The sequence below is a fragment of the Stenotrophomonas sp. genome, assembly GCF_032103445.1.
GTDB lineage: Bacteria > Pseudomonadota > Gammaproteobacteria > Xanthomonadales > Xanthomonadaceae > Stenotrophomonas.
Genome location: NZ_DAMDFR010000040.1, coordinates 1 through 24392 on the forward strand (window position 1 = coordinate 1; position 24392 = coordinate 24392).

Here is a 24392-nt window from a genome sequence, read left to right on the forward strand (position 1 = left end):
CTTGCCATGCCGCAGCAGGTGCTCGCCGCTGGCGCGCACGTGCTCCAGCAATGAACGGCGGTCGCCGGCCGGAGCCGGCAGCACGCTGCCCATGCGCTGCGCGCGCTGCCACAGCCAGCCCAGCAGGGCCAGCAGCAGCGGCACCCACACCGGCCAGCCCTGGTAGAAGATGCGGTGCCACAGCGTGGGCGGCCGCGAGCCGTACACCAGGTACATGGTGCCCTTGCCGTAGTTCGGGGCCAGCAGGTAACGGGTCAGGTCGCGATGCGAGATATCGTGCAGACCGTCGGCGAGGCTGCCCTTCGGGTCCTCGGCATCGAAATGGCGCGGCGTGCCTTCCATGAAGGTCATGTCCGACACCACATCGACCGTGCCCTGACCCTTGCGCAGGCGCGCAAACACCAGGCCATCGTCGTCCCCCCAGCGCCGCTCGACGCGTACACCGTCCACCTCATCCAGCTCGAAGCGCCGGCCGCGGCAGAACTCGCTGTGTCCCGGATCGTCGGCCACGTGGAATGCCTTGCAGGCGCTTTCGTAGAACTCGCTGTATACCCCCAGCGTGTCCAGCAGCGTGCCTTGCGGCGCTTCATCGTCCTTGAAGGTCGGGGGTGTGCGCAGCAGCAGGTGGCCACCGCGGTCCACCCAGTCCAGCAGGGCGTGCGCGGTACTGGGCGGCACATCAACGCTGTCCTTGAGCAGCACCACGGTATCGCCGGGTTGCAGCGCCATGCGGCCCAGGTCCACGCGCGGGAACGACTGCGCCTGGATGCCATCGGCCTGCAGCGCCTTGCCCAGCGCATACAGCGGGTTGTAGCTGGCCTCGCCCTGCGGCGGCAGGTGCTCGGTGCGGGTGACGCGTTCGTGGTTGCGCAGGAACAGGATCGCCAGCGGAATGCCCAGCACCAGCAGGGCCAGGGTGATCAGTGCCCAACGAAGACGCGTGCTCATGCGCGCCACCGGAACTGCTGCTGCAGGGTGGTGGCCAGTTCATCGAATTCGTCGGCCTCGGGCAGACGGCCGGCGTACGCGGCGTACTGCCACACCCGCACGATGCGGGCGAACAGCGTGCGGTCGGCTTCCTCGGGCATGCGACGCGACGCGCGCAGGCACTGCGATTCGGTGGCACCGGGCGGCAGCACGACGTCGGCGCGCTCGCTCATGCTGTCCACGCTGGCGCGGTACAGCAGCGACAGCGCAGCGCGTGGCCGTCCCTGCTGCCACAGGTCGCGCGCACGCGCGGCCGGATCCGGCGGCACCACATCGGGAATGCTGATCGCTTCCTCGTGCACCGCCGAGGCGGCCTGCGCACGGCGCGCGCCGCCGCCACGCAGCCAGCGGATCCACCACGGCGATGTAGCCAGCAGAAGGATCACCAACACACCGACCACGCCCCACAGCAGCCATTCGGCAATCTGCGCCGGCAGCTTCGGGGCCTTGCGGTTCCGCTCGGTGTCGCTGTCCTTCTTGTCCTTTTCCTTCTTTTCCTTGTCCTTCTCCTGGGTCGGCTCCCAGGTGGTGACCTCGCGCGTGGGCGTGATCAGCGGATCTTCGTAGGCGCGCTGCACGGCTTGGCGGAAGCCGGCGGTGTCGGGCTTGGGGCCACCGAAGATGACCTCGGCGGTATTGGACGGGTCATCCGCGGGAACCGCGTCGCTGTCCGCGTCCTCTTCTTCGTCCTCGTAGGCCTCGTCGTCGTCGCTGTGCGAATCGGGCGCGGCACATTGCTGCGCCTGCTCCCGTTCCGGTTCCGTCGATTCCTGCGCGTGCAGTCCACCCAGCGGCCACACCAGCACCAGTGCCAGCACCAGCAACGGGGCGGCCTGCTGCAGGCGATCACGCAGCCGGCGGAACGCGATCTCCACGTCCCACGCTTCCATTTCGGTGCGGCGGTTGAGGTACAGCGCGAAACCAGCGCCGGCATAGAATGGGCTGATCAGGGTGGCCGCGAACCAGAAGAAGAAGTTCACCCCGAGCTTGGCCCACGGCGGCATCAGCTCGGTGACCATCGCCCAGGCGGCACGCCAGGAATCGGACAGCAGGTCGAACGGGACGAACATGAAGATGCAGGCGATCAGCCCGGTCACGATCACCAGTTCAAACACCATGCACACGGTGGTCAGCAACGTGGCGTGGCTGAAAGCGCTGCTGAGAATGGCGCGACGGCGCTGGCTGCGGTGGGTGGCGTCGCTGCCTTCCAGCAGATTCACCGGCAGCAGCAGCGAGCGGAACGGGCTGAAGCGGCGCCAGCCCAGGTAACCCCAGAAACCATGCCAGCCCCAGCGGCGCTGTGCGCGCAGGGTCTGCCAGGGCGTCGGCTCATCGCCAAACACGCCGCGCGAGATCACATACAGCGCCAGCCGGTCGGACACCGGCTTCAGCCACCACATCAGCAGCCAGGCCAGGAAGAAGCTGTCGGTCCACCAGGCCAGCGCGTTGACCGCGGCAAACAGCGGCAGGCCTACGTACAGCAGCGGCAGCCAGATCGCGCGCGCATGCCGGCGCACCAGCGCGGTGCCCAGCTCCATCGCTTCCCACTCCGAGCGGGCGCGCAGATTGACGTTGAGCTGGTCAATGCGCATGGCCGCTCCCGCGTCCACCGCGCCACAGCCACACGAACACCAGCGTCCACAACACGCCGGCCACGCTGTACTTGCCCCACGCGGGCACTTCGGCAATGGAGGACCAGAACGCCTCGATGAAGGCCGCGACCAGCAGCATGAAGGCCACGCCCAGACACAGCTTCGCGCCGATCACCCCGCCTTCCACCAGTGCATCGATGCGCCGACGCCGGCCCGGGGCCAGCAGCTTCATGCCCAGCTGCAGGCCGGCACCGCCGGCAATCACAATGGCGGTGAGTTCGAACGAACCGTGGCCGCAGACGAAGCGCCAGAACGGATCGCCGTGGCCGATGTGCTGCAGGTGGCCGGCCACTGCACCGATGGTGAGGCCGTTGAACAGCAGCACCAGCACCGTGCCCACACCGGCCAGCAGGCCGCTGGCGAAGGTGCGCAGGCCGATGCTGATGTTGTTCATGATGTAGTAGCCGAACATCATCCAGTCGGTGCCGCTGTCACGACCCAGGCGCGGCGCGCTGGGGTCGTACATGCGTTCCATTTCGCCAACCTGGGCCGGATCCATCAGCATGTGGATCACGTCCGGGTGCCATTGAATCAGCGCGAAGCTGCCGACCAGCGGCAGCACGAACAGCGCCGTGGCCACCCACATGCTGCGCGCCTGGCTGCGCACCAGCAGCGGGAAATCAGCCAGCAGGAATTCAAGTGCCCGTCGCCAGCGTGCCGGCGGGGTGCGGTAGAGCAGGCCATGGCCCTGCTGCATCAGCTGCTGCAGGCGTGCAACCAGCTGCGGGCTGTAGCCGCGCTTGCGGGCCAGTGCCAGCTGCTGGCACAGCCGCCGGTAGCGCTGCGGAATGTCTTCGTCGTTCAACAGTGCCGGGTCGGGCGTACGCCGGGCACGCGGCCCCGCACTGCCACGCAGCGCCAGCCAGCGCTCCAGCGCCTGCCATTCTTCCTGGTAACGGGCGACGAACTGTTCCTGTCTCATCGCCGCCCCAGCAGCCAGTTGGCCATGGCGTAAAGGCGTAACACGCCGACCTGGCCGTGCCCGCCACTGAGCTCGCCGGCAATCTCCGCCAGCTCCTGCTGGCGCGCACCGGACAGCCGCGGCGCACGCTCGGCGAAGGCGACCACGGCGGCCTGTTCGGCCGGCTGCAGCGGCTGCGGCTGAGCCAGTACGGTGTCGATGGCCAACGGGGCCGCGAACGGCTGCACCACGTCGTGCACCACCACGGTGCCGGCCACCAGGTCGCCGAGGCGACGGCCATGCGGATCGAACAGGCTGGAGAGCAGGCCCAGTGCGTAACCGAACGGGAGCATGTCCACGGTACGCAGCAGGTTGCGGGTGATCGAGGCCATCCAGCCGATCGGTGCGCCGTCCTGCGCGACCACGCGCAGGCCGAGCACGCGCTTGCCCAGGGTTCTGCCCCACACGGCTTCCTGCACGATGGTGTAGGCCCACAGGGTGAGGAACATCAGGCAGGCGTAGATGCCCTGGCCGAACTCGCCCAGGAAGGCCAGCGGAATGCTGAGCATCAGCAGGCCGGCGGCGCGGATCACGAAGTCGATGGCCCAGGCCAGCGCCCGCGGAATGGGACCGGCTGCCGGCAGGTGCAGCGGCACGCCTTCGGGCGTGATCACTTCACGGTAGGTGTCCAGCATTCGTGCGCTCATGCGCACCTGTTGGAGTTGGGGTGCCGGAATCCTCTCCGGACGGCGGCCAACGGCATGGGGGGTCTCGACAGCTTCCTGGTCGGAGCCCGACTTTAGCATGGGTCGCGCCGGTCTCCGACCGGCTGGGCACGCCATGCCATTCTCCGCCGGGCTGCGCGCGTCATGCCGGTCTCCGCCCGGCCGCGCGCGTCACGCCTTGTAGAGCCGGGCTTGCCCGGCTGCTCTTCGCGGGGACGCCGCCAACGGCAGCCGGGCAAGCCCGGCTCTACGTCGAACGTGCCGCATGGTCCGTTGTGTTCCAGCCCCACGCGTGTCACATCGCAAGACGTGCCCCGGCCGCGGGCATGTCACATCCCCAGGTATTTGTCCTTCAACCGCACGTAGTGATCCGCCGAGTAATGCAAGGACTCGATCTCCTTCTCGCTCAAGCGCCGCGCCGGCCGCGCCGGGTTGCCCACCCACAACTCGCCTTCGCCCACCACCTTGCCCGGGCCGACCACCGCACCGGCACCGATGAAGGCATGCTTCGCCACGGTGGCCCCATCCAGAATGCACGCGCCCATGCCGATCAGGCTGTAATCGCCGATGGTGCAGGCATGGATGATGGTGCCATGGCCCACGGTGACGCCTTCGCCGATCAGGGTCGGGTGGCCGGCCTTGTTGTACGGGCTGTGGTGGCTGACATGGATGATGGTGCCGTCCTGGATGTTGCTGCGCGCGCCAATGCGCACATGGTTCACATCACCCCGGATGACGCAGCCCGGCCATACCGAGACGTCCTCGCCCAGCACCACGTCACCGATGATCGTGCAGGCGGGGTCCACGTAGCAGCGCTCGCCGACGGTGGGGAAGGTGTCGAGGAAGGGGCGCAGGGGGGACATGACGGGCTCCGGGAAAGGCAGACCCGCATGATACCCGTGCAGCCACGCAGGGCGTGGCTCTACGTCGGTGGTGCGGTCGCGACGACGCGCATGGCGCGTCACTACGCCGCCGCGTGCTCGGCCAGCATCCGCCGGAACAGTGCATCCAGGGCATCCGCCGAGCCGCTGCCGGCCGGTAGCGCCGGCGCACCAGCCGCCATCGCCTCCAGTTCGCGCTCGATGAAACCGCTGATCACTTCCACCCGCGGCCCATCGGCCACCTCGGCACTGGCACGCTTCACCACCAGTAGCTGATCGATGGCCTCACGCACCGGCCCTTGAGGTAGCAGCCGCTCCAGCAGATCCTCGAACGCCATCGGTGGCGGCGTCGTCAGGTCCTGCTCGATCCAGCGGCAGGCCAACAGCGGTCGCAACACGTACAGGTACTTCTTGGTGCGCACCCGGTCGCCGCGCAGGTAGCCACGGAAGTTGCTGTTGGCCATGTTGTAGTAATGCCACCAGCTGCCCAGCGGCGAGTGGAACTGGTCCACGGCCTGCAGCAGTGCGGCTACCGCCGCATTGTCCTGCCGGTACACGATCGGTGAGCGCAACCATTCCGACAGCGTCGGATTTGACTTGCTGAGCAGCCGCAGGGCCTTGCGCAGGTCCCAGCCGCTGACGTCCAGTTCGTCGTCGATCGGCAGTTCGATCACGTCGCGCTGGGCCTGGCCGGGGCCGGTCGCCTCATTGACGCTCAGGTACCAAGGCTGGCGATGCACGTAGATGAAGCGCGCGTCGTAGTCGCTGTCGGGCGAGGAAAAGCCCCAGCCACGACTGCCCGACTCGCAGGCCATGAGGACGCGCACGTCGTGGTCGCGTTCAATGCGGTCAAGTTCGGCCAGTACGGCCGCGCGCTTCTCCGGCGCGATCGGGTGAATGTCCATGCCCCGATTGTAGAGCCACGCTCTGCGTGGCTGCACCTGTCCGGTTGCGCGACAGCCACGCAGGGCGTGGCTCTACGGGATCACCGGCAATACGATGACGTGTAGGGACGACCGACCGTCAGGCGACGCGGCTTCGCCGCGCGCGCTCCAGATGCACCAGCAGCAGGGAGATCGCCGCCGGGGTCATGCCCGGAATGCGCTGCGCCTGGCCGATGGTCTGCGGGCGCACGCGCTCCAGCTTCTGCTGCACTTCGGCCGACAATCCACGCACGCTGGCATAGTCGAACGCCGCATCGATCACGGTGTTCTCATGCCGCTGCTGGCGCTCGATTTCCTCGCGCTGGCGGTCCAGATAACCGGCGTACTTGACGCCGATCTCCACCTGCTCGGCCACCTTGGCATCTTCCACGCCCGGGCCCAATGACGGCACCTGCATCAGCTTGGCGTAGTCCAGCTCCGGGCGTTTGATCAGGTCCAGCACGTTGGTTTCGCGGCTGACCGCCACGCCCAGCGTGGCTTCCACTTCGCGGCCCAGTGCGTTGCCCGGCGTCGCCCACAGCGCCTTCAGCCGGGCGGACTCGTTCGCCACCGCGTCCTGCTTGGCCTGGAACGCGTTCCAGCGGCGGTCGTCAACCACGCCGAGTTCGCGGCCAATGCCGGTCAGGCGCACGTCGGCGTTGTCCTCGCGCAGCTGCAGCCGGTATTCGGCGCGGCTGGTGAACATGCGGTAGGGCTCGGTGGTGCCGTGGGTGATCAGGTCATCCACCAGCACGCCCAGGTAGGCTTCGTCGCGGCGCGGGCACCAGCCGGCTTCATCGCGCACCCGGCGCGCAGCATTCAGACCGGCCAGCAGGCCCTGTGCAGCGGCCTCTTCATAGCCGGTGGTGCCGTTGATCTGGCCGGCGAAGAACAGGCCCGAAACGGCCTTGGTTTCCAGCGTGTTGTTCAGGCCACGCGGGTCGAAGAAGTCGTACTCGATCGCATAGCCCGGCCGGGTGATATGCGCGTTCTCGAAACCGCGGATGCTGCGCACCAGCGCCAGCTGCACGTCGAACGGCAGCGAGGTTGAAATGCCGTTGGGGTAGATCTCCACCACGTCCAGCCCCTCGGGCTCGACAAAAATCTGGTGGCTGGCCTTTTCGGCGAAGCGCACCACCTTGTCTTCAATGGACGGGCAGTAGCGCGGGCCGATGCCTTCGATCTGACCGCTGTACAACGGGCTGCGGTGCAGGGCGCTGCGGATGATCTCGTGGGTGTGCTCGCTGGTGTGGGTGATCCAGCAGCTCACCTGCGCCGGGTGCTCGGACACGTCGCCCAGGAACGACATCACCGGGCGCGGGTCGTCGCCGGGCTGTTCGTCCATCACGCTGTAGTCCAGCGAGCGGCCGTCAATGCGCGGCGGCGTGCCGGTCTTGAGCCGGTCGATGGCAAACGGGCGCTCGCGCAGACGCGCTGCCAGCGTGGTCGCCGGCGGGTCGCCCATGCGCCCGGCGGCGTAATGGGTCTGGCCGACATGGATCTTGCCGGCCAGGAAGGTGCCGGCGGTCAGCACCACCGCCGGCGCATTGAACTGCAGGCCGGTCTGGGTGATGACGCCGCGCACGGCGTCGCCGTCGATGATCAGGTCATCCACGGCCGCCTGGAACACGGTCAGGTTGGCCTGCGCCTCGACGATGCCACGGATCGCCATGCGGTACAGATTGCGGTCGGCCTGGCAGCGGGTGGCGCGCACCGCCGGACCCTTGGAGGCGTTGAGCGTGCGCCACTGGATGCCGGCGCGGTCGGCGGCGTGGGCCATGGCCCCGCCCAGCGCGTCGATCTCCTTGACCAGGTGGCCCTTGCCGATGCCACCGATGGCCGGGTTGCAGCTCATCGCGCCAATGGTTTCCACGTTGTGGGTCAGCAGCAGCGTGCGCACGCCGGTGCGGGCCGCGGCCAGCGCAGCTTCGGTACCGGCATGGCCGCCACCGATGACGATGACGTCGTAGTCGTAGAAGGAATCGGTCATGTAAGGCTCGGACGGGGCCGATGGTGGCCGCAGGTCAGCCCTGAAGCAGGGCGAGGGCGTTGATTTTACAGCCGAATGCGTCGGGAGGTTGCAGGGCCCCATTCATAAAAAAATCTGAAATCCACCCTCAAGTTGGCACGCAAAGTGCAGATAACCCAATAGCACCCAGGGTGGCAGGCGCTGAAAAGCGCTACGAACCGGAATTGGAACAGGGGCCGGTTCTTGCGCATCCCGGGGAAGCGAAGGGGCCGACAGTCGGGGGACTGTCGGCCCCGTTTTTAAGGCGGACCCTTCCCCCAGCTGCACCAAAACAAAAGGCCCCGCCATTGGCGGGGCCTTCTGCTTTGTAGGTGCCGACATCCGACAGGGCCGGAACAGGGGGGATCCAGATGTTCCTGTCGGATATCGACGTAGAGCTCGATGTGACGCCCCGTGTCGCTTTTGTCACTTTGTGACCGGGGCCGTCACTGCCTGCGTAGATTGAACTGGCGGGCGGGTGAAAATCAAGCGGCAATCATCGCTCTTGTGTGCGTTGGTTCAACTTATTCATATTCCGCCAGGGCGAACCGCTGGGACGCGACTGCGCAGGACGCGGCGGCGGGGCCGGGCGCGACTGCGGAGCCGGAGCCGGACGCGACTGCGGGGGGCGACCGACCGAGTCCATGTTCCGCCACGGCGAGCCACCGTTATAGCCCGGGCGCGGACGATCCGGCGGGCGCGGCGGCGGCGGACCGTTGCCATCACCCGGACGCGGCGGCGGGCGGTGATTGTGCGGCGGGCGGTAGTTCGGGTACGGGCGGTAGAGGGGGCGGTTGTAATAGCCGCCACCGTAGTTGTAGTAGCCGCCACCGTAATAGCCGCTGCCGTAGCCATAGGGATAGCCGTACGGGTAGCGGTACTCCACCGACGGCGCACCGTGGTAGTAGCCGCTGCCACCGCCGCCGCCACCGCCGACATAGTCGTAGGTGGCGCAACCGGACAGGGCCAACAACAGGCCACCGGCAAACATCAGGCGCATTTTCATGAAGGGTCCCCCCAAGGGTTCTGGGCCCAGCTTCGGGCCGGGGCGTTGAATACGCCCTTAACTCCGCCCGATCTGGATGAATGCAGGCCATCGTCGCACGTCCCGCGCAGGCGGTGCGCAGCGGGGCGTTACGTTAATCTTGCGTCATGAATGATTCACTCCTGCCCCGCGTGGATGATCTGCTCGCCGCCGCCGCGCGGATTGCTCCGCATGCTCATGTCACCCCGGTCCTGCAGTCGCAGGCGTTGGACCAGATGACCGGCGCGCGGCTGGCGTTCAAGGCCGAGCACCTGCAACGGGGCGGGGCGTTCAAGTTCCGTGGGGCCTGCAATGCGGTCTGGGCGTTGCCCGAAGAGGTGGCCGCGCGCGGGGTCGTCACCCATTCCTCCGGCAACCACGGGGCGGCGCTGGCGCTGGCCGCGCGCACCCGTGGCATCGCCTGCCATGTGGTGGTGCCCGAAGGCGCGGTGGCGGCCAAGCTGGCCAACATTGAGCGGCACGGGGCCACCTTGTGGCGCTGTGCGCCCAGCATCGCCGCCCGCGAAGCGATGTGCGCGCAGGTGCAGGCGGACACCGGCGCGACCCTGGTACACCCCTATGCCGACCGTCAGGTCATGGCCGGGCAGGGCACCGCCGCACTGGAGCTGCTGCACAGCCATGGGCCGTTCGACCTGCTGGTGGTGCCGGTGGGCGGTGGTGGACTCGCGGCCGGTACCCAGCTGGCGATCCAGGCCGCTGCACCGCAGGCGCGGTTGATCCTGGCCGAGCCGGCCGGGGCCGCCGACACCGCGCGCTCGCTGGCCGCGGGCTCGCTGCAGCTGGATTTCACCCCGGACACGATCTGCGACGGGCTGCGCGGCACCTTGGGGGCTCCCAATTTCGCCCTGCTGCACGGCCAGGCCGAGGTCATCACCGTGGACGAAGGGGCCACCGTGCAGGCGATGCGCCTGCTGTGGCAGGTGCTGAAGCAGGTGGTGGAGCCGTCGTCGGCGATTGCGCTCGCGGCCATCCTGGCCGAACCGGCGCGTTTCGCCGGCCAACGGGTAGGCGTGGTGCTGTCCGGCGGCAATGTGGATCTGGACGCGCTGCCGTGGGGGCGTGCATGACCCGGCGCGCCCGGGTAGGCCTGTGGGGCTGGTTGTGGCGGCTGCTGGTCGCGGTGCTGGCCTGGTTGCTGTGTGTGACCGCATGGATCGTATGGGTCGGTGAGCGTGACCAGGCGGCCAAGGCCGACGCCATCATCGTGCTGGGGGCGGCGGCGTATGACGCCAAGCCTTCGCCGGTGTTCGAAGAACGCATCCGCCATGGACTGGACCTGTACCGCCAGGGCTACGCACCGTTGCTGATCTTCACCGGTGGCTACGGCGGCACGGCTGCGCGTTTCTCCGAATCGCAGGTGGCGCGTCGCTATGCGATCAAGCAAGGCGTGCCGGATGAGGCGATCCTGATCGAGACCGCGTCGCGCACCACGCGGCAGAATCTGGTCGAGGCACGGCGGCTGATGGAGCAACGCAGTCTGCACCGCGTCATCATCGTCAGCGACCCACTGCACATGGCCCGCGCGCTGCGCCTGGCGCATGAGCTGGGTATCGATGCATTGGCGTCCTCAACGCCGAGCACGCGCTTCCGCAGTTTCCACACCAGCTGGAAGTTCCTGGTGCAGGAAATCTATTTCTTCCACCGTGATCTGGTGACGACCGGGGCCTGATCGGCACCGTCTGGACACGCATGGCGCTCGATCAATCAGGTCTTGCGCCGGATCGGAATCGCCGACACCGGCACACTCGCCACATCGTGCCCACGCTCGCGAATCGGTGCACCATGTTCCGGGGCCCACGCATGCGCGTAGATCACTTCCCAGCTGCTGGGCAGCTTGCCGTCTTCGCGCCGCAGCGGCTCATAGGCGGCGCGCGCGGCGGCGAAGCGCCCGCGCCCGGTCAGCGTGTGGCGGCGATCCTGGCGTGCGTTGGTGGCCCCGATCGCGCGTAGCTCGCGCATCAGCGCATCCATGTCGGCATAGGTCAGCGTGAACAGATCACGGTCCAGCACCGGGTCGCGGAAACCGGACATCATCAACGCATCGCCGAACTGCGCGATGGGCGCAAAGCGGCTGACATGCGGGGTGCTGTCTGCCGCCGCAAAGGCATCGCGCAGCTCGATCAGCGTTTCCGGACCGAAGGTCGAGCACACCAGCAGGCCACCGGGCTTGAGCACGCGGCGGAAACCGGCGAACACCGCCGGCAGATCCTCCACCCACTGCAGGCACAGGTTGCTGAAAATCACATCCACGCTCTGGTCGGCCAGCGGCAGCGCCTGCGCATCAGCGCACACGCGCGAGAACGGCTTCCACCAGCCTGCCTGCTTCTTGGCCTCGGCCAACATCGGCGGGGCCAGGTCCAGCGCGATCACCTGCGCTTTAGGCCACCGTTTCTTCATCGCGGCGCTGGCGTGGCCGGTGCCGCTGCCCACGTCCAGCACCACCTGTGGCTGCCGGCTTTCCAGATAGTCCAGCGACTCCAGCAGACGTTTCTCCACCTCACGCTGCAGCGCGGCGGCTGCATCGTAGCTGTGGGCAGCACGCGAGAACGCGCGACGGACGTGATGGGGATCAAAGCTGGACGTCATACAAAGCTCACTACGAAAGGAGGTGCCGGTGAAGCGGTAGCGCACGACCGTTGGTCGTGCGGCGACAATCAGAACGTCCCTGGATACGCCCCGCCGTCGATCAGCAGGTTCTGCCCGGTGATGTAGCCCGCCTGCGCACTGCACAGGAACGCACAGGCCGCACCGAATTCATCGGCATTACCAAAGCGGCCTGCCGGAATATGGGTGCGCTTGCGCTCGGCGATCTGTCCCGCGTCCACGCCCTGCTGCTGCGCGACGTAGGCGAAGTTGCCGCGCAGGCGGTCGGTATCGAACTGGCCCGGCAGCAGGTTGTTGAGGGTCACGTTGTGCGCCACCGTGCGCCGCGCCAGGCCGGCGACGAAGCCGGTCAGCCCGGAGCGTGCACCGTTGGACAGCCCCAGGATGTCGATCGGGGCTTTGACCGAGGACGAGGTGATGTTGACGATACGGCCAAAGCCGCGCTCGATCATGCCGTCCACCGTCGCCCGGATCAGCTCGATCGGGCTGAGCATGTTGGCGTCCAGCGCGGCAATCCAGTCGGCCCGTTCGAACTGGCGGAAGTCCCCGGCCGGTGGGCCGCCCGCGTTGTTGACCAGAATGTCCACCTGCGGGCACGCGGCCAGCGCCGCCGCACGGCCGGCCTCGGTGGTGACATCGGCCACCACGGTGCGGACCTCGCCGGCACCGGGCAATGCCCTCAGCTCGGCGGCAGCGCGGGCCAGTGCTTCCTCGCCGCGTGCGGCAATCACCACGTTCACGCCTTCGCGCACCAGTGCGCGCGCGCAACCCAGGCCCAGCCCTTTGCTGGCCGCACACACCAAGGCCCAGCGGCCAGCAATTCCGAGATCCATAGTGTTCCTACCGGGTAGAGTCGACCGACAGTCGACTGCTCTCAACAACGAATTGTCGCAGCTGAGCGGCCACGATATCGGCGTGCCCGAGGAACGGTGCGTGTCCCCCATGCGCAATCACCTGCGCCCGCGCATCCGGGTTCAGCTCTGCCGCCGCCTGCATGCCGCGCGCGCTGACCAGCCGGTCACGCTGGCCAGCCAGCCACAAACTGGGTTTGCCCAGCGTCGGCAGCGCGCCGCGCAGGTCGGTGTTCTTGAGCAGGGCCAGGCCCTCCTGCAGCGCCCGCGGAGCCGGTTCGCCGCGCTCCACCAGCGCCGCGCGGAGCGTGCGCAGTTCCTGCCGGGCATGTTCGGAACCCATCGCATCCAGCGCCAGGAAGCGTTCCAGCGTGCCCCGGTAATCCTGGGCCAGGTCCTGCCCGAACTGCGCGAAGACCGCCGGCTCGACCGCGTGCGGCCAGTCCTCGCCCCGGACGAAGCGCGGGGTGGCGGCGATCATCACCAGTCCGCGCACCTTCGGCACCACGGCGGCCCCGTGCAGGGCGAACAACCCGCCCAGCGACCAGCCGCACCACACCGCGGGTGGCGTGGCGGCGGCAATGGCGTTGACCACCTGCGGCAGGCGCAGGGCGGTGGGGTCTTCGCGGCTGTGGCCGTGGCCGGGCAGGTCCACCAGGTGCAGTTCGAACTGGTCCTGCAGGCGCTCCACCAGCGGGGCGAACACCCCGCCATGCAGTGCCCAGCCATGAATCAATACCAGCGCCGGGCCTTGCCCTACCACCTCGATATGCATGCTCAGCCGGCCTGCATCACGCGCTCAGCGCATCCAGCGACTGCTGGCGCAGCACCTTGTCGCGTGCGTCGGCAATGGCATCGGTCAGCGCCCGCACCTGCACCGGCGTGTGCAGTGCCGACAGCGTCACGCGCAGACGCGCCTTGCCTTCCGGCACGGTCGGCGGACGGATCGCGCTGACCAGGAAACCGGCCGCTTCCAGCGCGGCAGACAACGCCACCACGGTGGCTTCCGAGCCGCACAGCAGCGGCTGGATCGGGGTGTCCGACGGCATCAGTTCCAGGCCGTGCTGGCGTGCGCCGGCGCGGAACACGCCGACCAGCTCGGTCAGCTTCTCGCGCCGCCAGTCGTCGCGGCGGGCCAGCTTCACCGCCGCCAGCGAGGCGGCGGCCTGGGCCGGCGAAATCGCCGTGGTGTAGATGTACGGGCGAGCCGTCTCGGCCAGATGCTGGATCATCGCTTCATCGCCCAGCACCACCGCGCCGCTGCTACCCAACGCCTTGCCCAGCGTGGCCAGCTGCAGCGGTACGTCGGTCACGCCCAGGCCGGCGTCAGCCACGCAGCCGCGGCCATGCTCGCCGACTACGCCGATGCCATGCGCATCGTCCACGTACAGCAGCGCTTCCTGCATGCGTGCCACCAGCGACAGCGAACGCAGCGGGGCGATATCGCCGTCCATGCTGAATACACCATCGGTGACCAGCATCGCCGCGCCTTCCGGCGCATGCTTCAGCTGGCGCAGCGCGCCTTCGCTGTCCAGGTGCGGGTAGCGGCGCAGGCGGCAGCCCGCCAGCCGGGTGGCATCGAGCAGGCTGGCGTGGTTCAGACGGTCCTGCACGCAGACGTCGTCTTCCTCGCTGAGCAGGGCCTGCTGCACCGCCAGGTTGGCGGCGAAGCCGCTGCCGAACAGCAGCGCACGCGGGTAGCCCAGCCAGTCGGCCATTTCCTGTTCCAGCGCCTCGTGCAGCGCGTGGTGGCCGCAGATCAGGTGCGAAGCCGTGGCCCCGGCACCTTCGCGCGCAGCGGCATCCTGCAGCGCGCTGACCACGCCAAACTGCTGGGACAGGCCCAGGTAGTCGTTGCTGCAGAAGCCGGTCAGCCACTGCCCGTCCACTTCCAGACGCACGCCATCGCGGCGGGTCACGGTGCGGCGCACACGGATGCGGCCCTGCGCCTGGCGAAGCTTGCGCTGGGACTGAAGTCGTTCCTGCAGGTCAGGGCGGGCCATGGTCGTCATAAGCATGGTCGGGGAGGGCAGCTAGCGTACCCGGTTGGCGGCTCGGGCGCCGCACCCCCGGTCGGAAGCTCAGGCCGCCTGTCCGCAGCGGCCGCTGCAGCTGCCGGCGGGCTGGGTGATGTCGGCATGCACGGTGCCGGGGTGGTCGTGTTCTGGCGCATCCACCTTTACCGGCATCGGCTGCAGGCCCAGGCGCTCGAACAGGGCCTGGTCGCGGGCGGTGTCCGGGTTGCCGGTGGTGAGCAGCTTTTCACCGTAGAAGATGGAATTGGCCCCGGCCAGGAAGCACAGCGCCTGCAGCTCGTCGCTCATCGCCTCGCGGCCGGCCGACAGACGGACCATGGAGCGCGGCATCACGATGCGCGCCACCGCGATCATGCGCACGAACTCGAACGGGTCCAGTTCCGCACTGCCATGCAGCGGCGTGCCGGCGACCTGCACCAGCCGGTTGATCGGCACCGAATCGGGATGGCTGGGCAGATTAGCCAGCGCCATCAGCAGACCGGCGCGGTGCTGGCGGTTCTCGCCCATGCCTACGATGCCGCCGCAGCAGGTCTTCAGGCCCGCATCGCGCACATGCTCGAGCGTGTCCAGGCGATCCTGGTACTGGCGGGTGTGGATGATGGAGTCGTAGTAATCCGGCGCGGTGTCCAGATTGTGGTTGTAGTAGTCCAGCCCGGCCGCACGCAGCGCATCGGCCTGGGAGCGGTCGAGCATGCCCAGGGTGGCGCAGGTTTCCAGGCCCAGCGCTTTCACCTCGCGGATCATCGCCGCCACCTTCGGGATGTCACGGTCCTTGGGCGACCGCCACGCCGCGCCCATGCAGAACCGCGAGGCACCGGCGGCCTTGGCCTGGCGTGCGCGGGCGACCACCTCCTCGGTCGCCATCAGCTTCTGCGCTGCCACTCCGGTGTCATAGCGCTGCGCCTGTGGGCAGTACGCGCAGTCCTCCGGGCAGCCGCCGGTCTTGACTGACAGCAGCGTGGACACCTGCACATGGGCCGGGTCGAAGTGCTCGCGGTGCACCGCTGCGGCACGGAACAGCAGCTCCGGGAACGGCAGGTCGAACAGCTGCAGCAGTTCCTGCGGCTGCCAGTCGTGGCGGAGGGCGGTGGACATGGGCGGCCTGCCGGTTGCGGGTGAAAGGGCGGCAGTTTGGGGAGTGGGGCGAACCCCTGTCAACCTTTGCGCTTTTACTTTGGTTTACATTGCGTGGTCGTCCTGGCGCTAATGTTTGTTGGATAAAAGCATCATTACTGAGGCGTGTGTTGCTTTAATCCAACACAAGATGCGATTCAGCCCCCCGGGATGTTGATGTAAGATAAAAACAACACTCCCGCCGGAAATGATGGGTAAATCCAACATGGCCAAGCGCACACCTCCCACAAGACCCTTTCATGCTCGGCGTATCGAAGCCCTGGGGCAGCGGTTGCGCACGGCACGACTGGCGCGAGGCATGACCCAGTCCCATCTGGCTGAGCGGGTCGGCGTGGATCGCACGACGATTGGCAAGCTGGAGTCTGGAGACCCGGCAACCAGCCTCTCAACGGTGCTCCGTGTGCTGTCCGCATTGGGACTCGACCACGACATCGACCAGATCGCTGCGACCGACCCGGTAGGGACGCAGCTGGCCGCCAGTCAGTTGAAGCGTCCGTCGTCCCGCCCCGCTGCCCGCTCCCAGAGCGCTGGGAGTATTTCCCAGCACGCAACACAGCCACATTCGGTGGCTGAGCCTCCACCTGATCGCTACGCGTTGAGGGCTTCCCAGAAGCCACCGCCGATGGGTGGCGGCCCTGTCCCCACGCCCAGATCACGTGGTGCACGCTGATGGCAGCGACAGCACAGCTTGATCGGGAAGTATGGTTGGATGCACCGGCACTGTGCGAGCCCGTGCAACTGGGTTGGATCAGCAAACGCCCCAGCCGCAGCGGCGACGTCGTTGCCTTCGCCTATACCGACCTGTGGCTGAGCGGCGCAATGGGGATCGCGCCCTTCGCGCTTGACCATGAGTTGCCGCTTGTCGAAGGCTGGCAGTATGCACGGCGTGACACCAGCAACGTCACAGCGGCCTTCCAGGACAGCTCACCGGATCGCTGGGGCCGCGTGCTGATGGATAGACGGGAAGCCACCCGGGCACGCGTGGAAGGCAGAAGCGTCAAGGGGCTGCGGGCTTGGGACTATCTGCTCGGTGTCGACGATTTCTCACGCATGGGAGCCTTGCGATTCAGGGATCCAGACTGCGATACCTGGCTGGCTGATGGGTTTCCTTCGGCCCCCCCGATCGCCGAGCTGCGCAAGCTTGAGAGTGTGGCGGCAAAGGTGGACGCAGGCGTGGCGCTGAGCCAGGACGAGGAAGCGCACTGGCTGATGCAACTGGTTGCACCGGGCGCGTCACTGGGGGGCGCACGCCCCAAGGCGAGCTATCAGGACACAGACGGAACCTTGTGGCTGGCGAAGTTTCCTGGGCGGGAGGATACCCATGACGTTGGCCTATGGGAGTACATCACCCACACTATCGCGCTTCGCGCAGGCGTGGACATGCCGGAGGCGTCGCTGCTTGATCTTTCGTCGCGTGGGCACACCTTCGCGGTGAAACGGTTTGATCGAAGTGCGGGGGATCGCTGCCACTTTGCTTCCGCGCATACGTTGCTGGCCGCCGAGCAGAGCGAGGATCACAGTTACCTGGACCTTGCTCATCTAATCGAGAGCATGGGCACCCAGGGGCACATCACCCAGGAGCTTGAGCAGCTGTTCCGGCGCGTACTGTTCAACGTGCTGATGGCAAATCGAGATGATCACCTGCGTAACCACGGGTTCATCCGCACTGCATCGGGCTGGTCGCTGTCTCCCGCGTATGACATCAATCCCAACACCGCAAGCGACGCGCATGTACTTGCCCTCGATGCAGGGGATCCGTCACCAACCACCGCACATGTGCTCCAGACGGCGGCCTACTACCAGCTGTCTACAGAGCGCGCCGATGAAATCGCCTTGGAGGTCCGCAGGGCGGTAAGCGAATGGGAAGCGGTTGCGCGCATACAGGGTGCTCGACGGGATGAAATTGATCGCATGAGGGCCGTGATAGACCCGCAGCGTTGACGTTGATCTCGTTCGCCTGCCATGGTGGCGAAGAACACCGCGAATGTCCTCAGATCCGATTCGGAGAAGGAAATGGAAGCCTCCATGCGCAGATTTGTCGCCGCCTTGATCCTTTGTGGCTCCCTTGCCGCGTGTACCGCATCTGGAGGAGGTGTGCACGGTGCGGATATGGCATCAGGGCATGCACCGTTGCCGCAGGCCAGGCTGCTGATGCGCGAGGTGGACGAGCAGGGCCTGCCGACATCCACCCGCCTGACCGATGCGGAAGGGCAGCCGCTCGCCCTGCTGGAGCCGCCCTTCCTGGTGACCGCGGATGTGCGCAGCGTGGCGCTGGACACGGATGCATACACCGGCGCGCCGGTGCTGAACCTGGAACTGACCGAAGAGGCCGGTGCACGCATGCTGGCGGCGACCGAAGCACGCGTGGGCAAGCGCATTGCCTTCACCGTGGGCGACCGGGTGCTGACCGTGGCCACCATTCGCGGGCCATTCGGCAAGGCGATGCAGGTGAACGGGCTGGAAGACCTGCAGGACACGCAGCAGATGTACGCGGAAATCACCGGTCAGCATCCGTAGTCGGATGACGCGCGGAACCGGCATCGGCTGATGCCGGCGTGGAGAGGGAGCGGGCACGCTGGATCTCGCTCTTTGCCTGGACCTACGCTGTGTTTCATGCACTGACCCGTGCTCTTTCCTGGCTTGCGCTGCAGGCCCTGCCGCTGCATTGCCTGGTCTGCTCCGAGCCCGGTGCGGATGGGCTGGACCTGTGCCGCGCCTGCCACGCTGCGCTGCCGTGGAATGATCATGCCTGCCCCGTGTGCGCGCTGCCGTTGCCGGAGAACGAACCCGCTGTCTGCTGCGGCGCGTGCTTGATCGATCCCCCCCTGCAGGCGGCTGCCGCAGCCACCTTCGTCTATGCCCCGCCGGTTGACCAACTGATCCTGCGATTCAAGTTCCACAAGGACCTCGCAGCAGGTCGCCTGCTGTCACAGCTGATGCTGCAGCGGGTGCCGGCGTTTCTTACCGTGCCGCTGTTGCCGATGCCGTTGCACCGTAAGCGCCTGCGCAGGCGTGGTTACGATCAGGCGCTGGAACTGACGCGACCGCTGGCCAGGGAAATGTGCCTGCCGCTCTGGCAGGGCCTGGTGCGTCAGCGGGCGACGGCCGCGCAGTCGACGCTGGATGCCCACGCACGTCAGCAGAACATGCGAGATGCGTTCGCAGTGCGCTCCGCGCCGCCCAGATCGCTGACCCTGGTCGATGACGTCATGACCACCGGTGCGACGCTGCAGGCGGCGGTACATGCGCTACACAGTCATGGCCTGCGCCGCGCTACGCTGTGGGTCTGTGCCAGAACACCATGAAACGTCAGGAGAGTCCATGCATCGAATCCACGAAGTTCCGGCGAACGGCCAAGTGCGACTGACCAAAGGTGAGCAGCACGATGATCCGGCGTTGGCGTCGTTCCTGGCCTTCCTCGAAGCGGACATGAAATCAGGCTGCAATGTCACCCGCGCAGATCCAAAGCGGGTGGCGTCGCTCCAGAAGCTGGTAGCCGGTGTGGACATTGACCTCGATGCGCCGTTGAATCCAGACGATGATTGATCGGCCGCGACGCAACTTGCACGTTGACGTAATGAACTGAAAAGCGGATTGCGCTGACCCAGGCCACGTAGAGACGCGCCATGCGCGTCTGCGCTGGGTTCGGGGCCGCCGCGAAGAGCAGCCGGGCAAGCCCGGCTCTACGGGGTTCCCCGGAGGCGTGGCATGGCAGTGCCCAGCCAGTGCCCGCGTTACCGGAACCGCGCTTCGATCTCTTCCAGCGTCTTGCCTTTGGTTTCCGGCAGCCAGAACGTCGCCACCAGGAAGTACAGCAGCGTGCAGCCGGCCCAGAAGAAGAACATGCTGGCGTAGCCGTAATGCCCCACCGTGGGCAGGAACAGCGCGGCGATCACGGTGGATACGAACTGGTTGATCAACAGCGCGATGCTCATGCCGTTGGAACGGATGCGGGTGGGCATCAGCTCGGACAGCGCCAGCCACACACAGACGCCCGGGCCCACTGCGAAGAACGCCACGAACAGCAGGATGCAGCCGGCCACCAGCCAGCCGTGGGTGGGCGAGGGCACTGGGCCGATGCTGGCGCGTTCGATCACCAGCGGGGCGTTGGCCGCCTTCGCCGGGTCGGGGAAAGGATTCAGGTGCAGGCTGCGGAAGAAGCGGCCGATTACGCTGTCGGCCGACACCGCATCTTCGCGGCGGATCTTCAGCGTGCCATCGGTGAGGCTGTCGCTGCGCAGTGAACGCACATTGTTGAAGTCACCATACGCGTAGGACACCGTCAGCTGCTGCGGTTGCGGGCCGGCCTGGCGATCCAGCTGCGCCCACTGCGCCGCATCCATCGTCAGGTCCAGGACTTCGCCGCTTACCTGCTGCTGCAGAATCGGTTGCACGTCCACCCGGCCCTGTTCGCCGCGCACGAACAGCAGCGCCGCACACAGCAGGGCCACCGTGATGCCGCCCGTACCCAGCATCAGCAGGAACTTGCGGCCCTTGCGATCCACCAGCACCAGCGCGACCACGGTCATGATCGCGTTGAGCAGCTTGATTGCCACGTCCGCCCAGTTCGCGACAGCGCCGGGCAGTCCGGCCTGGTTGAGGATGTTCACCGCGTAGGCCAGCACCGAATTGATGCCGGTGGCCTGGGTGAAGGCCAGCACCAGGCAGGCCAGCACGAACGGCCAGACGTAGCGCCGGCTCAGCAACGGGTCGCGCGCCCGCGCGCCACGTGCCAGTGCCTGGGTCTGCTCCGGGGCCTGCATGCTCTGCAGCGTGGGTTCGACCTCGCTGGGCGCGACGGTGCGCTGCAGGGCAGCCCGGGCCTTGTCGAGCTGGCCGCGCCGGGCCAGCCAGCGTGGCGATTCGCTGATGAACAGCGCCCCGAAGGTGAACACCAGGCCCGGCAGCAGGCAGCTCCAGAAGATGGTGCGCCACGCATGGTCTTTCACTTCAAACAGCAATCGTTGCTGCTCGACCGCGGGCAGATGCCGCACGCTGTCGGCCGCCGCATCCACCGCGTGCGCCTGGTACAGACCGATCACCGCAGCCAGCACCAGGCCGATGGTCAGCAGCAGCTGGAACAGGCCAGCACCACGACCACGGCGCTCCGGGCTGAGCACTTCGGCGAGGTACAGCGGCACCACCACGCCGATAAGGCCGCCGCTGATGCCCTGAAGCAGCCGCCCCAGCAGCAGCGCGGCATACCCTTCCGACAGCGCCATCACCGGGATGCTCAGGGTAAACAGCGCGCCGGCCAGCACCAGGGTATTGCGCCGGCCGATCAGGTCGGCAATGGCCCCGGCAAACAGCGAGGACAGCACGCTGCCCAGCAGCACCGCGGCAACCACGAATCCCAGTTGCTGGCTGGTGAGGTGCCAGCTGGCCGTGGCGGTGGCCTCCAGATAAGGCAGCGCGCCGGCGATGATGCCGATGTCGATGCCGTACAGCAGTCCGCCCATGCCGCCAATGAACAACAGGTAGCGCACCGGCCAACGGGGGCCTTCTGCGTGGATGTTGGGGGTGGCGTGCGAGGCGGATGCTGATGTCATGCAGGGGTCTCGGCGATGATCACTTCGATGCCCAGCCGTTGCAGCCCTTCCAGATACTCGGCGTCAATGCTGGCGTCGGTGATGATGGTATGGACCTGTTCCAGCCGGGCAATGCGATGCAGGCTGACCCGTCCGAACTTGGACGCGTCGGTCAGCACCACGACCCGCCGCGCCCGCTCCACCATGCGGTGGTTGAGGCTGGCTTCGGCTTCATGATGGGTGGTCAGACCAAACTGCAGGTCCAGGCCATCCACGCCCAGGAACAGGGTGTCGAAACTGTAGGTGTTGAGGCTGGCTTCGGCCTGGCTGCCCTGCAGTGACAGCGACTGCTTGCGCAGCAGGCCACCGGTGAGCATGAGTTCCACGCCGGGGGCGTTGGCCAGTTCCCAGGCGATGTTCAGACCATTGGTCATCACCGTCACATCGCGGTGCGCACGTAAGTGCCGCGCCAGGGTCATGGTGGTGGACCCGGAGTCGATGATGATGTTGTCGCCCGGGCGCACCTGCTGCGCGGCATGCGCGCCGATGCTGTCCTTCAGTGGCAGGTTGAGCGTGTCCTTTTCATGGATGTCCTGCTCCAGCGGCGGCGTGCGCATCAAGGTGGCACCGCCGTGGGTACGCGTGGCCAAGCCCTGCGCTTCCACGTGGGTGAGGTCGGTGCGGATGGTCACCGCCGACACCCCGAAACGTTCCACCAGTTCGCTGACCTGCACGCTGCCGTGCTCCACCAGCATCTGCATGATCTGTTGGCGCCGCTGCCGGGTGTTTCGCATGGTCATGAAGTCCCTTTCAGAAGGAAAGCCGAAGCTTACTCTTCCGAAAGCCCCGCTGCTGATAAGGTTTCGAATGCGCCTTGCGCACCGCAGGCGCGGGCATACTCGGCCAGGCGCAGCGCGACCTTGTGCTGGATCAGCGCGAGGGGCGCGTCGCTGAGGGTGCCGGCTTGAACAGCCGCGCGCTGCTCGGGCAGGTACTGGCTGAGCAGCATCAGCGGCGGCCGCTGCCGGGTGAGGTTGTCGACCAGTTGCGCCAGCGCGGCCTGCACGGCCGGCTCACCCCAGTAGTAGCGGCTGCGGTCGCTGAGCGAGTAACGGCGCAGGCGCTGCTGCTCCGCGTCGGTGCCGGTGTAGTAGCTGCGCCAGTAGCCCGGCTTCTCGCACATGACGCGGTCCAGCACCTCGATCAGCTGCGAGCACTGCGCTGGTGGCAGCAGCGCGTTCTCGATCATGGCCAGCGCGAACACCGCTTCGCGGAATGCATAGGTTGCCGCTGGCCCGACCTTGAGAATGGCGAAGTGGTCGCGCACCAGCGCGTGCAGCCCCGCCTCGGTCTGGTAATCGGTGGAGTGGGCTTCGAACACGATGCGCGGCTGCGACTCGACGAACGCCGAAAGCGCCTGCGCTGCCTGCGGTTCGTAGTAGTGCACGCTGCTGTGGTCGAAATCCACGCCGGGCTGCACCACCATCGCCAGCACACGTTCCCACGCCGGCAACAGGTCGGGCGTGGCGAAGGCGTCGCGATGGATGGCCAGCGTGGTGGCCGCCGCCTCCGGTGTGGTGACGGCAAGGCCGCCTTCCAGCGAGGATTCCCCACCCGGCACGGGCACTTCTGTGCCGATGACATACACCGGCGGCGGCAGCCCCTGTTCTGCGGCGGTGCGCTCGGCCACGCGCGCCAGTTCGGCCGAGCGCAACGCAACCGTCGCGTCGGGCAGGGGCGTCGGGTCATCCGCGCAGGACATGCTGCAATCCAGGTGGATCTTGTGGAAGCCGGCAGCGACGTAGGCGGCAATGAGCTCGCGCGCGTGCGCCATGGCCACGTCGGCCGGGCCCTTCTGCCAGGCGTTCGGGCCCAGATGGTCGCCGCCCAGCACCAGCCGCTCCCGCGGGAACTGCTGTTCGTCTGCCAGCGCATGCACGTAGTCGCGATACTGCGCCGGGGTCATGCCGGTATAGCCGCCGAACTGGTCCACCTGGTTGGAGGTGGCCTCGATCAGCAGCAGGGTGCCGTAGTGCTGCGCCACCTGCATTGCGGCCCGCAACACCTGCTCGTTGCTGCAGCACACGCTGTACAGCCCCACCGGCTGGCCCTGGCGATGGGCGGCGATCAAGGCGTGTACGGCGGACATGGCAAGGCTCCCGTTGTCGTGGAATCAGAATGTGTGCGGTTCAATTCGCCGGATGCTGCTGGCAGGCCAGCAGCGCCGCGCCGCGCGCGCCACCTGCGTCGCCGAACACCGGCGGCAGAATCGGTGGCACCCGCACGCCGGCAAATAGATAGGGCGCAATGGCGGCAGGCAGATCGCGATACAGCGGTTCGAGCTTGGACAGGCCGCCGCCGAGGACGATCACGTGCGGGTCCAGCGCCAGGATCAGGCTGGCAAAGCAGTACCCCAGCAGGTCACGGTGAATGGCCAACGCGCGCTGGGCGACGGCGTCGCCGCCGTTGGCGCGTTCCACCACCTGCTGCGCGTCCAGCGCCTCACCGCCCTGGCGGGCATGGATCAGCGCCAATCCGCTGCCGGACACGTAGCGCTCCAGGCAGCCGCGCAGGCCGCAGCCGCAGTCCAGCAACGGCAGGTCATGGCGCAGCTGCAGGGTGGCGGGCAGGCTCCAGTGCCCCCACTCGCCGGCCATGCCGTTGTTGCCGGCCACCAGACGCCCGTCCTTGCAGTAGCCACCGCCGGCACCGGTGCCGAGGATCACCCCGAACATGCTCGGGTAGCCGTCGGCCGCGCCACCCTGCGCTTCGGAAAGCGCAAAGCACTGCAGGTCATTGCCCAGTGCCAGCGGCCGCTGTAATCGAGCCTTGAGGTCCGCGCCCACCGTGCGCCCGGTCAGCGCCGGCACGTTGGCGCTGAGCTGGCGTCCGCTGTCAGCGTCACGCACCCCGGGCAGGGCGACACCAATGGCCTCGCAGGCGTTGCCCAGGGATTCGTCCGCCTGGGCCACCAGTGCGGCCACGCTGTCGAGGAACGCCGCGTAGTCATGGCACGGCGTGGCCACGCGCTGCCGGTGCAGGACCGCGCCGCGCGCGTCGCAGGCCGCCAGTTCAATCTTGGTGCCGCCGATGTCGATGCCGTACCAGGTCTGCATG

24 protein-coding genes are annotated in these 24392 nt (G+C 67.4%); 7 read left to right on the forward strand and 17 right to left on the reverse strand.

Annotated elements, in window-relative coordinates; translation table 11 throughout:
• From RT551_RS14260 to RT551_RS14295, 8 genes are all read right to left on the reverse strand, one after another.
• Positions 1 to 948 (reverse strand): DUF4350 domain-containing protein (locus RT551_RS14260; protein WP_313459856.1); only part of this gene is annotated, 948 nt, incomplete at its 3' end.
• Positions 945 to 2579, reverse strand: a complete 1635-nt coding sequence (locus RT551_RS14265; protein WP_313459857.1) for a DUF4129 domain-containing protein — start codon at positions 2577 to 2579, stop codon at positions 945 to 947. The genes RT551_RS14260 and RT551_RS14265, both read right to left, overlap by 4 nt.
• Positions 2569 to 3561, reverse strand: a complete 993-nt coding sequence (locus RT551_RS14270) for a stage II sporulation protein M (protein ID WP_311192953.1) — start codon at positions 3559 to 3561, stop codon at positions 2569 to 2571. Before RT551_RS14270 ends, RT551_RS14265 begins: the two co-directional genes overlap by 11 nt.
• Positions 3558 to 4247 (reverse strand): RDD family protein, encoded by a 690-nt coding sequence (locus RT551_RS14275; protein WP_313459859.1) that lies wholly within the window; start codon positions 4245 to 4247, stop codon positions 3558 to 3560. The genes RT551_RS14270 and RT551_RS14275 overlap by 4 nt, the downstream gene beginning before the upstream one ends.
• Before the next feature lie 347 nt (positions 4248 to 4594).
• Positions 4595 to 5128: a gamma carbonic anhydrase family protein gene (locus RT551_RS14280; RefSeq protein WP_313459862.1), complete on the reverse strand. Its 534-nt coding sequence runs from the start codon at positions 5126 to 5128 to the stop codon at positions 4595 to 4597.
• 101 nt (positions 5129 to 5229) lie between these two features.
• Positions 5230 to 6051, reverse strand: coding sequence for a nucleotidyltransferase domain-containing protein (locus tag RT551_RS14285; RefSeq protein ID WP_313459864.1), 822 nt, complete (start codon positions 6049 to 6051; stop codon positions 5230 to 5232).
• 118 nt (positions 6052 to 6169) lie between these two features.
• A complete protein-coding gene (gene mnmG, locus RT551_RS14290; RefSeq protein WP_313459867.1) occupies positions 6170 to 8059 on the reverse strand; it encodes a tRNA uridine-5-carboxymethylaminomethyl(34) synthesis enzyme MnmG in 1890 nt (629 codons plus the stop codon).
• Between the two features lie 514 nt (positions 8060 to 8573).
• On the reverse strand, positions 8574 to 9083 hold the full coding sequence (locus tag RT551_RS14295; protein WP_313459870.1) for a hypothetical protein: 510 nt from the start codon (positions 9081 to 9083) through the stop codon (positions 8574 to 8576).
• Between the two features lie 146 nt (positions 9084 to 9229).
• Here RT551_RS14295 and RT551_RS14300 point away from each other — a divergent pair, with 146 nt between their 5' ends.
• Positions 9230 to 10189, forward strand: coding sequence for a pyridoxal-phosphate dependent enzyme (locus tag RT551_RS14300; RefSeq protein ID WP_313459872.1), 960 nt, complete (start codon positions 9230 to 9232; stop codon positions 10187 to 10189).
• Entirely contained in the window at positions 10174 to 10791 is a 618-nt protein-coding gene (locus tag RT551_RS14305) for a YdcF family protein (protein WP_313459874.1), read from the forward strand. Before RT551_RS14300 ends, RT551_RS14305 begins: the two co-directional genes overlap by 16 nt.
• 35 nt (positions 10792 to 10826) lie before the next feature.
• Here RT551_RS14305 and bioC read toward each other — a convergent pair whose 3' ends face one another.
• From bioC to bioB, 5 genes are all read right to left on the reverse strand, one after another.
• Positions 10827 to 11708 carry a malonyl-ACP O-methyltransferase BioC gene (gene bioC / locus RT551_RS14310; protein WP_313459875.1) on the reverse strand — a complete coding sequence of 294 codons (882 nt, stop codon included), beginning with the start codon at positions 11706 to 11708 and terminating at the stop codon, positions 10827 to 10829.
• Positions 11709 to 11776: 68 nt separating this feature from the next.
• Positions 11777 to 12559, reverse strand: coding sequence for an SDR family oxidoreductase (locus RT551_RS14315; protein ID WP_313459877.1), 783 nt, complete (start codon positions 12557 to 12559; stop codon positions 11777 to 11779).
• Positions 12560 to 12566: 7 nt separating this feature from the next.
• On the reverse strand, positions 12567 to 13352 hold the full coding sequence (bioH, locus tag RT551_RS14320; protein WP_313459879.1) for a pimeloyl-ACP methyl ester esterase BioH: 786 nt from the start codon (positions 13350 to 13352) through the stop codon (positions 12567 to 12569).
• 16 nt (positions 13353 to 13368) lie between these two features.
• Complete coding sequence (gene bioF, locus RT551_RS14325; protein ID WP_313459880.1) at positions 13369 to 14580, reverse strand: 8-amino-7-oxononanoate synthase; 1212 nt, start codon at positions 14578 to 14580, stop codon at positions 13369 to 13371.
• A gap of 78 nt (positions 14581 to 14658) precedes the next feature.
• Positions 14659 to 15708: a biotin synthase BioB gene (gene bioB, locus RT551_RS14330; RefSeq protein ID WP_313459882.1), complete on the reverse strand. Its 1050-nt coding sequence runs from the start codon at positions 15706 to 15708 to the stop codon at positions 14659 to 14661.
• Positions 15709 to 15952: 244 nt separating this feature from the next.
• Here bioB and RT551_RS14335 point away from each other — a divergent pair, with 244 nt between their 5' ends.
• The 5 genes from RT551_RS14335 to RT551_RS14355 all read left to right on the forward strand — a co-directional run bounded on the left by RT551_RS14335 (position 15953) and on the right by RT551_RS14355 (position 19293).
• Positions 15953 to 16417, forward strand: coding sequence for a helix-turn-helix transcriptional regulator (locus RT551_RS14335; RefSeq protein ID WP_313459884.1), 465 nt, complete (start codon positions 15953 to 15955; stop codon positions 16415 to 16417).
• Positions 16417 to 17688, forward strand: coding sequence for a HipA domain-containing protein (locus RT551_RS14340; RefSeq protein WP_313459886.1), 1272 nt, complete (start codon positions 16417 to 16419; stop codon positions 17686 to 17688). The genes RT551_RS14335 and RT551_RS14340 overlap by 1 nt, the downstream gene beginning before the upstream one ends.
• A 168-nt stretch (positions 17689 to 17856) precedes the next feature.
• Positions 17857 to 18264 (forward strand): hypothetical protein, encoded by a 408-nt coding sequence (locus tag RT551_RS14345; protein ID WP_313459889.1) that lies wholly within the window; start codon positions 17857 to 17859, stop codon positions 18262 to 18264.
• An 89-nt stretch (positions 18265 to 18353) separates the two neighbouring features.
• Positions 18354 to 19052 carry a ComF family protein gene (locus RT551_RS14350; protein ID WP_313459891.1) on the forward strand — a complete coding sequence of 233 codons (699 nt, stop codon included), beginning with the start codon at positions 18354 to 18356 and terminating at the stop codon, positions 19050 to 19052.
• A gap of 16 nt (positions 19053 to 19068) precedes the next feature.
• Positions 19069 to 19293, forward strand: coding sequence for a type II toxin-antitoxin system PrlF family antitoxin (locus RT551_RS14355; RefSeq protein ID WP_311192940.1), 225 nt, complete (start codon positions 19069 to 19071; stop codon positions 19291 to 19293).
• A 188-nt stretch (positions 19294 to 19481) separates the two neighbouring features.
• Here the strand turns inward: RT551_RS14355 and RT551_RS14360 are convergent, their stop codons facing one another.
• From RT551_RS14360 to RT551_RS14375, 4 genes are read right to left on the reverse strand one after another with little or no spacing between them, the layout of a single operon-like run.
• Positions 19482 to 21296: an MFS transporter gene (locus RT551_RS14360; protein WP_313459895.1), complete on the reverse strand. Its 1815-nt coding sequence runs from the start codon at positions 21294 to 21296 to the stop codon at positions 19482 to 19484.
• Positions 21293 to 22069, reverse strand: a complete 777-nt coding sequence (locus RT551_RS14365; protein ID WP_311192938.1) for a DeoR family transcriptional regulator — start codon at positions 22067 to 22069, stop codon at positions 21293 to 21295. The genes RT551_RS14360 and RT551_RS14365 overlap by 4 nt, the downstream gene beginning before the upstream one ends.
• Before the next feature lie 35 nt (positions 22070 to 22104).
• Positions 22105 to 23424, reverse strand: a complete 1320-nt coding sequence (locus tag RT551_RS14370) for a D-tagatose-bisphosphate aldolase, class II, non-catalytic subunit (protein ID WP_313459898.1) — start codon at positions 23422 to 23424, stop codon at positions 22105 to 22107.
• A gap of 40 nt (positions 23425 to 23464) precedes the next feature.
• The gene (locus RT551_RS14375; protein ID WP_313459901.1) at positions 23465 to 24391 is read right to left on the reverse strand and encodes an ROK family protein; all 927 of its coding nucleotides are present in this window, start codon (positions 24389 to 24391) and stop codon (positions 23465 to 23467) included.
• Position 24392 lies beyond the last annotated feature (1 nt).

Excerpts from the sequence above, each read along its gene's own strand:
- RT551_RS14265 (WP_313459857.1), bottom strand. The coding sequence starts at position 2,579 with ATGCGCATTGACCAGCTCAACGTCAATCTGCGCGCCCGCTCGGAGTGG.
- RT551_RS14270 (WP_311192953.1), bottom strand. The coding sequence starts at position 3,561 with ATGAGACAGGAACAGTTCGTCGCCCGTTACCAGGAAGAATGGCAGGCG.
- RT551_RS14335 (WP_313459884.1), top strand. The coding sequence starts at position 15,953 with ATGGCCAAGCGCACACCTCCCACAAGACCCTTTCATGCTCGGCGTATC.
- RT551_RS14280 (WP_313459862.1), bottom strand. The coding sequence starts at position 5,128 with ATGTCCCCCCTGCGCCCCTTCCTCGACACCTTCCCCACCGTCGGCGAG.
- RT551_RS14345 (WP_313459889.1), top strand. The coding sequence starts at position 17,857 with ATGGCATCAGGGCATGCACCGTTGCCGCAGGCCAGGCTGCTGATGCGC.
- bioH (WP_313459879.1), bottom strand. The coding sequence starts at position 13,352 with ATGCATATCGAGGTGGTAGGGCAAGGCCCGGCGCTGGTATTGATTCAT.
- RT551_RS14360 (WP_313459895.1), bottom strand. The coding sequence starts at position 21,296 with ATGACATCAGCATCCGCCTCGCACGCCACCCCCAACATCCACGCAGAA.
- mnmG (WP_313459867.1), bottom strand. The coding sequence starts at position 8,059 with ATGACCGATTCCTTCTACGACTACGACGTCATCGTCATCGGTGGCGGC.
- RT551_RS14370 (WP_313459898.1), bottom strand. The coding sequence starts at position 23,424 with ATGTCCGCCGTACACGCCTTGATCGCCGCCCATCGCCAGGGCCAGCCG.
- RT551_RS14375 (WP_313459901.1), bottom strand. The coding sequence starts at position 24,391 with ATGCAGACCTGGTACGGCATCGACATCGGCGGCACCAAGATTGAACTG.
- bioF (WP_313459880.1), bottom strand. The coding sequence starts at position 14,580 with ATGGCCCGCCCTGACCTGCAGGAACGACTTCAGTCCCAGCGCAAGCTT.
- RT551_RS14300 (WP_313459872.1), top strand. The coding sequence starts at position 9,230 with ATGAATGATTCACTCCTGCCCCGCGTGGATGATCTGCTCGCCGCCGCC.
- RT551_RS14315 (WP_313459877.1), bottom strand. The coding sequence starts at position 12,559 with ATGGATCTCGGAATTGCTGGCCGCTGGGCCTTGGTGTGTGCGGCCAGC.
- RT551_RS14365 (WP_311192938.1), bottom strand. The coding sequence starts at position 22,069 with ATGCGAAACACCCGGCAGCGGCGCCAACAGATCATGCAGATGCTGGTG.
- RT551_RS14355 (WP_311192940.1), top strand. The coding sequence starts at position 19,069 with ATGCATCGAATCCACGAAGTTCCGGCGAACGGCCAAGTGCGACTGACC.
- bioB (WP_313459882.1), bottom strand. The coding sequence starts at position 15,708 with ATGTCCACCGCCCTCCGCCACGACTGGCAGCCGCAGGAACTGCTGCAG.
- RT551_RS14295 (WP_313459870.1), bottom strand. The coding sequence starts at position 9,083 with ATGAAAATGCGCCTGATGTTTGCCGGTGGCCTGTTGTTGGCCCTGTCC.
- bioC (WP_313459875.1), bottom strand. The coding sequence starts at position 11,708 with ATGACGTCCAGCTTTGATCCCCATCACGTCCGTCGCGCGTTCTCGCGT.
- RT551_RS14275 (WP_313459859.1), bottom strand. The coding sequence starts at position 4,247 with ATGAGCGCACGAATGCTGGACACCTACCGTGAAGTGATCACGCCCGAA.
- RT551_RS14285 (WP_313459864.1), bottom strand. The coding sequence starts at position 6,051 with ATGGACATTCACCCGATCGCGCCGGAGAAGCGCGCGGCCGTACTGGCC.
- RT551_RS14340 (WP_313459886.1), top strand. The coding sequence starts at position 16,417 with ATGGCAGCGACAGCACAGCTTGATCGGGAAGTATGGTTGGATGCACCG.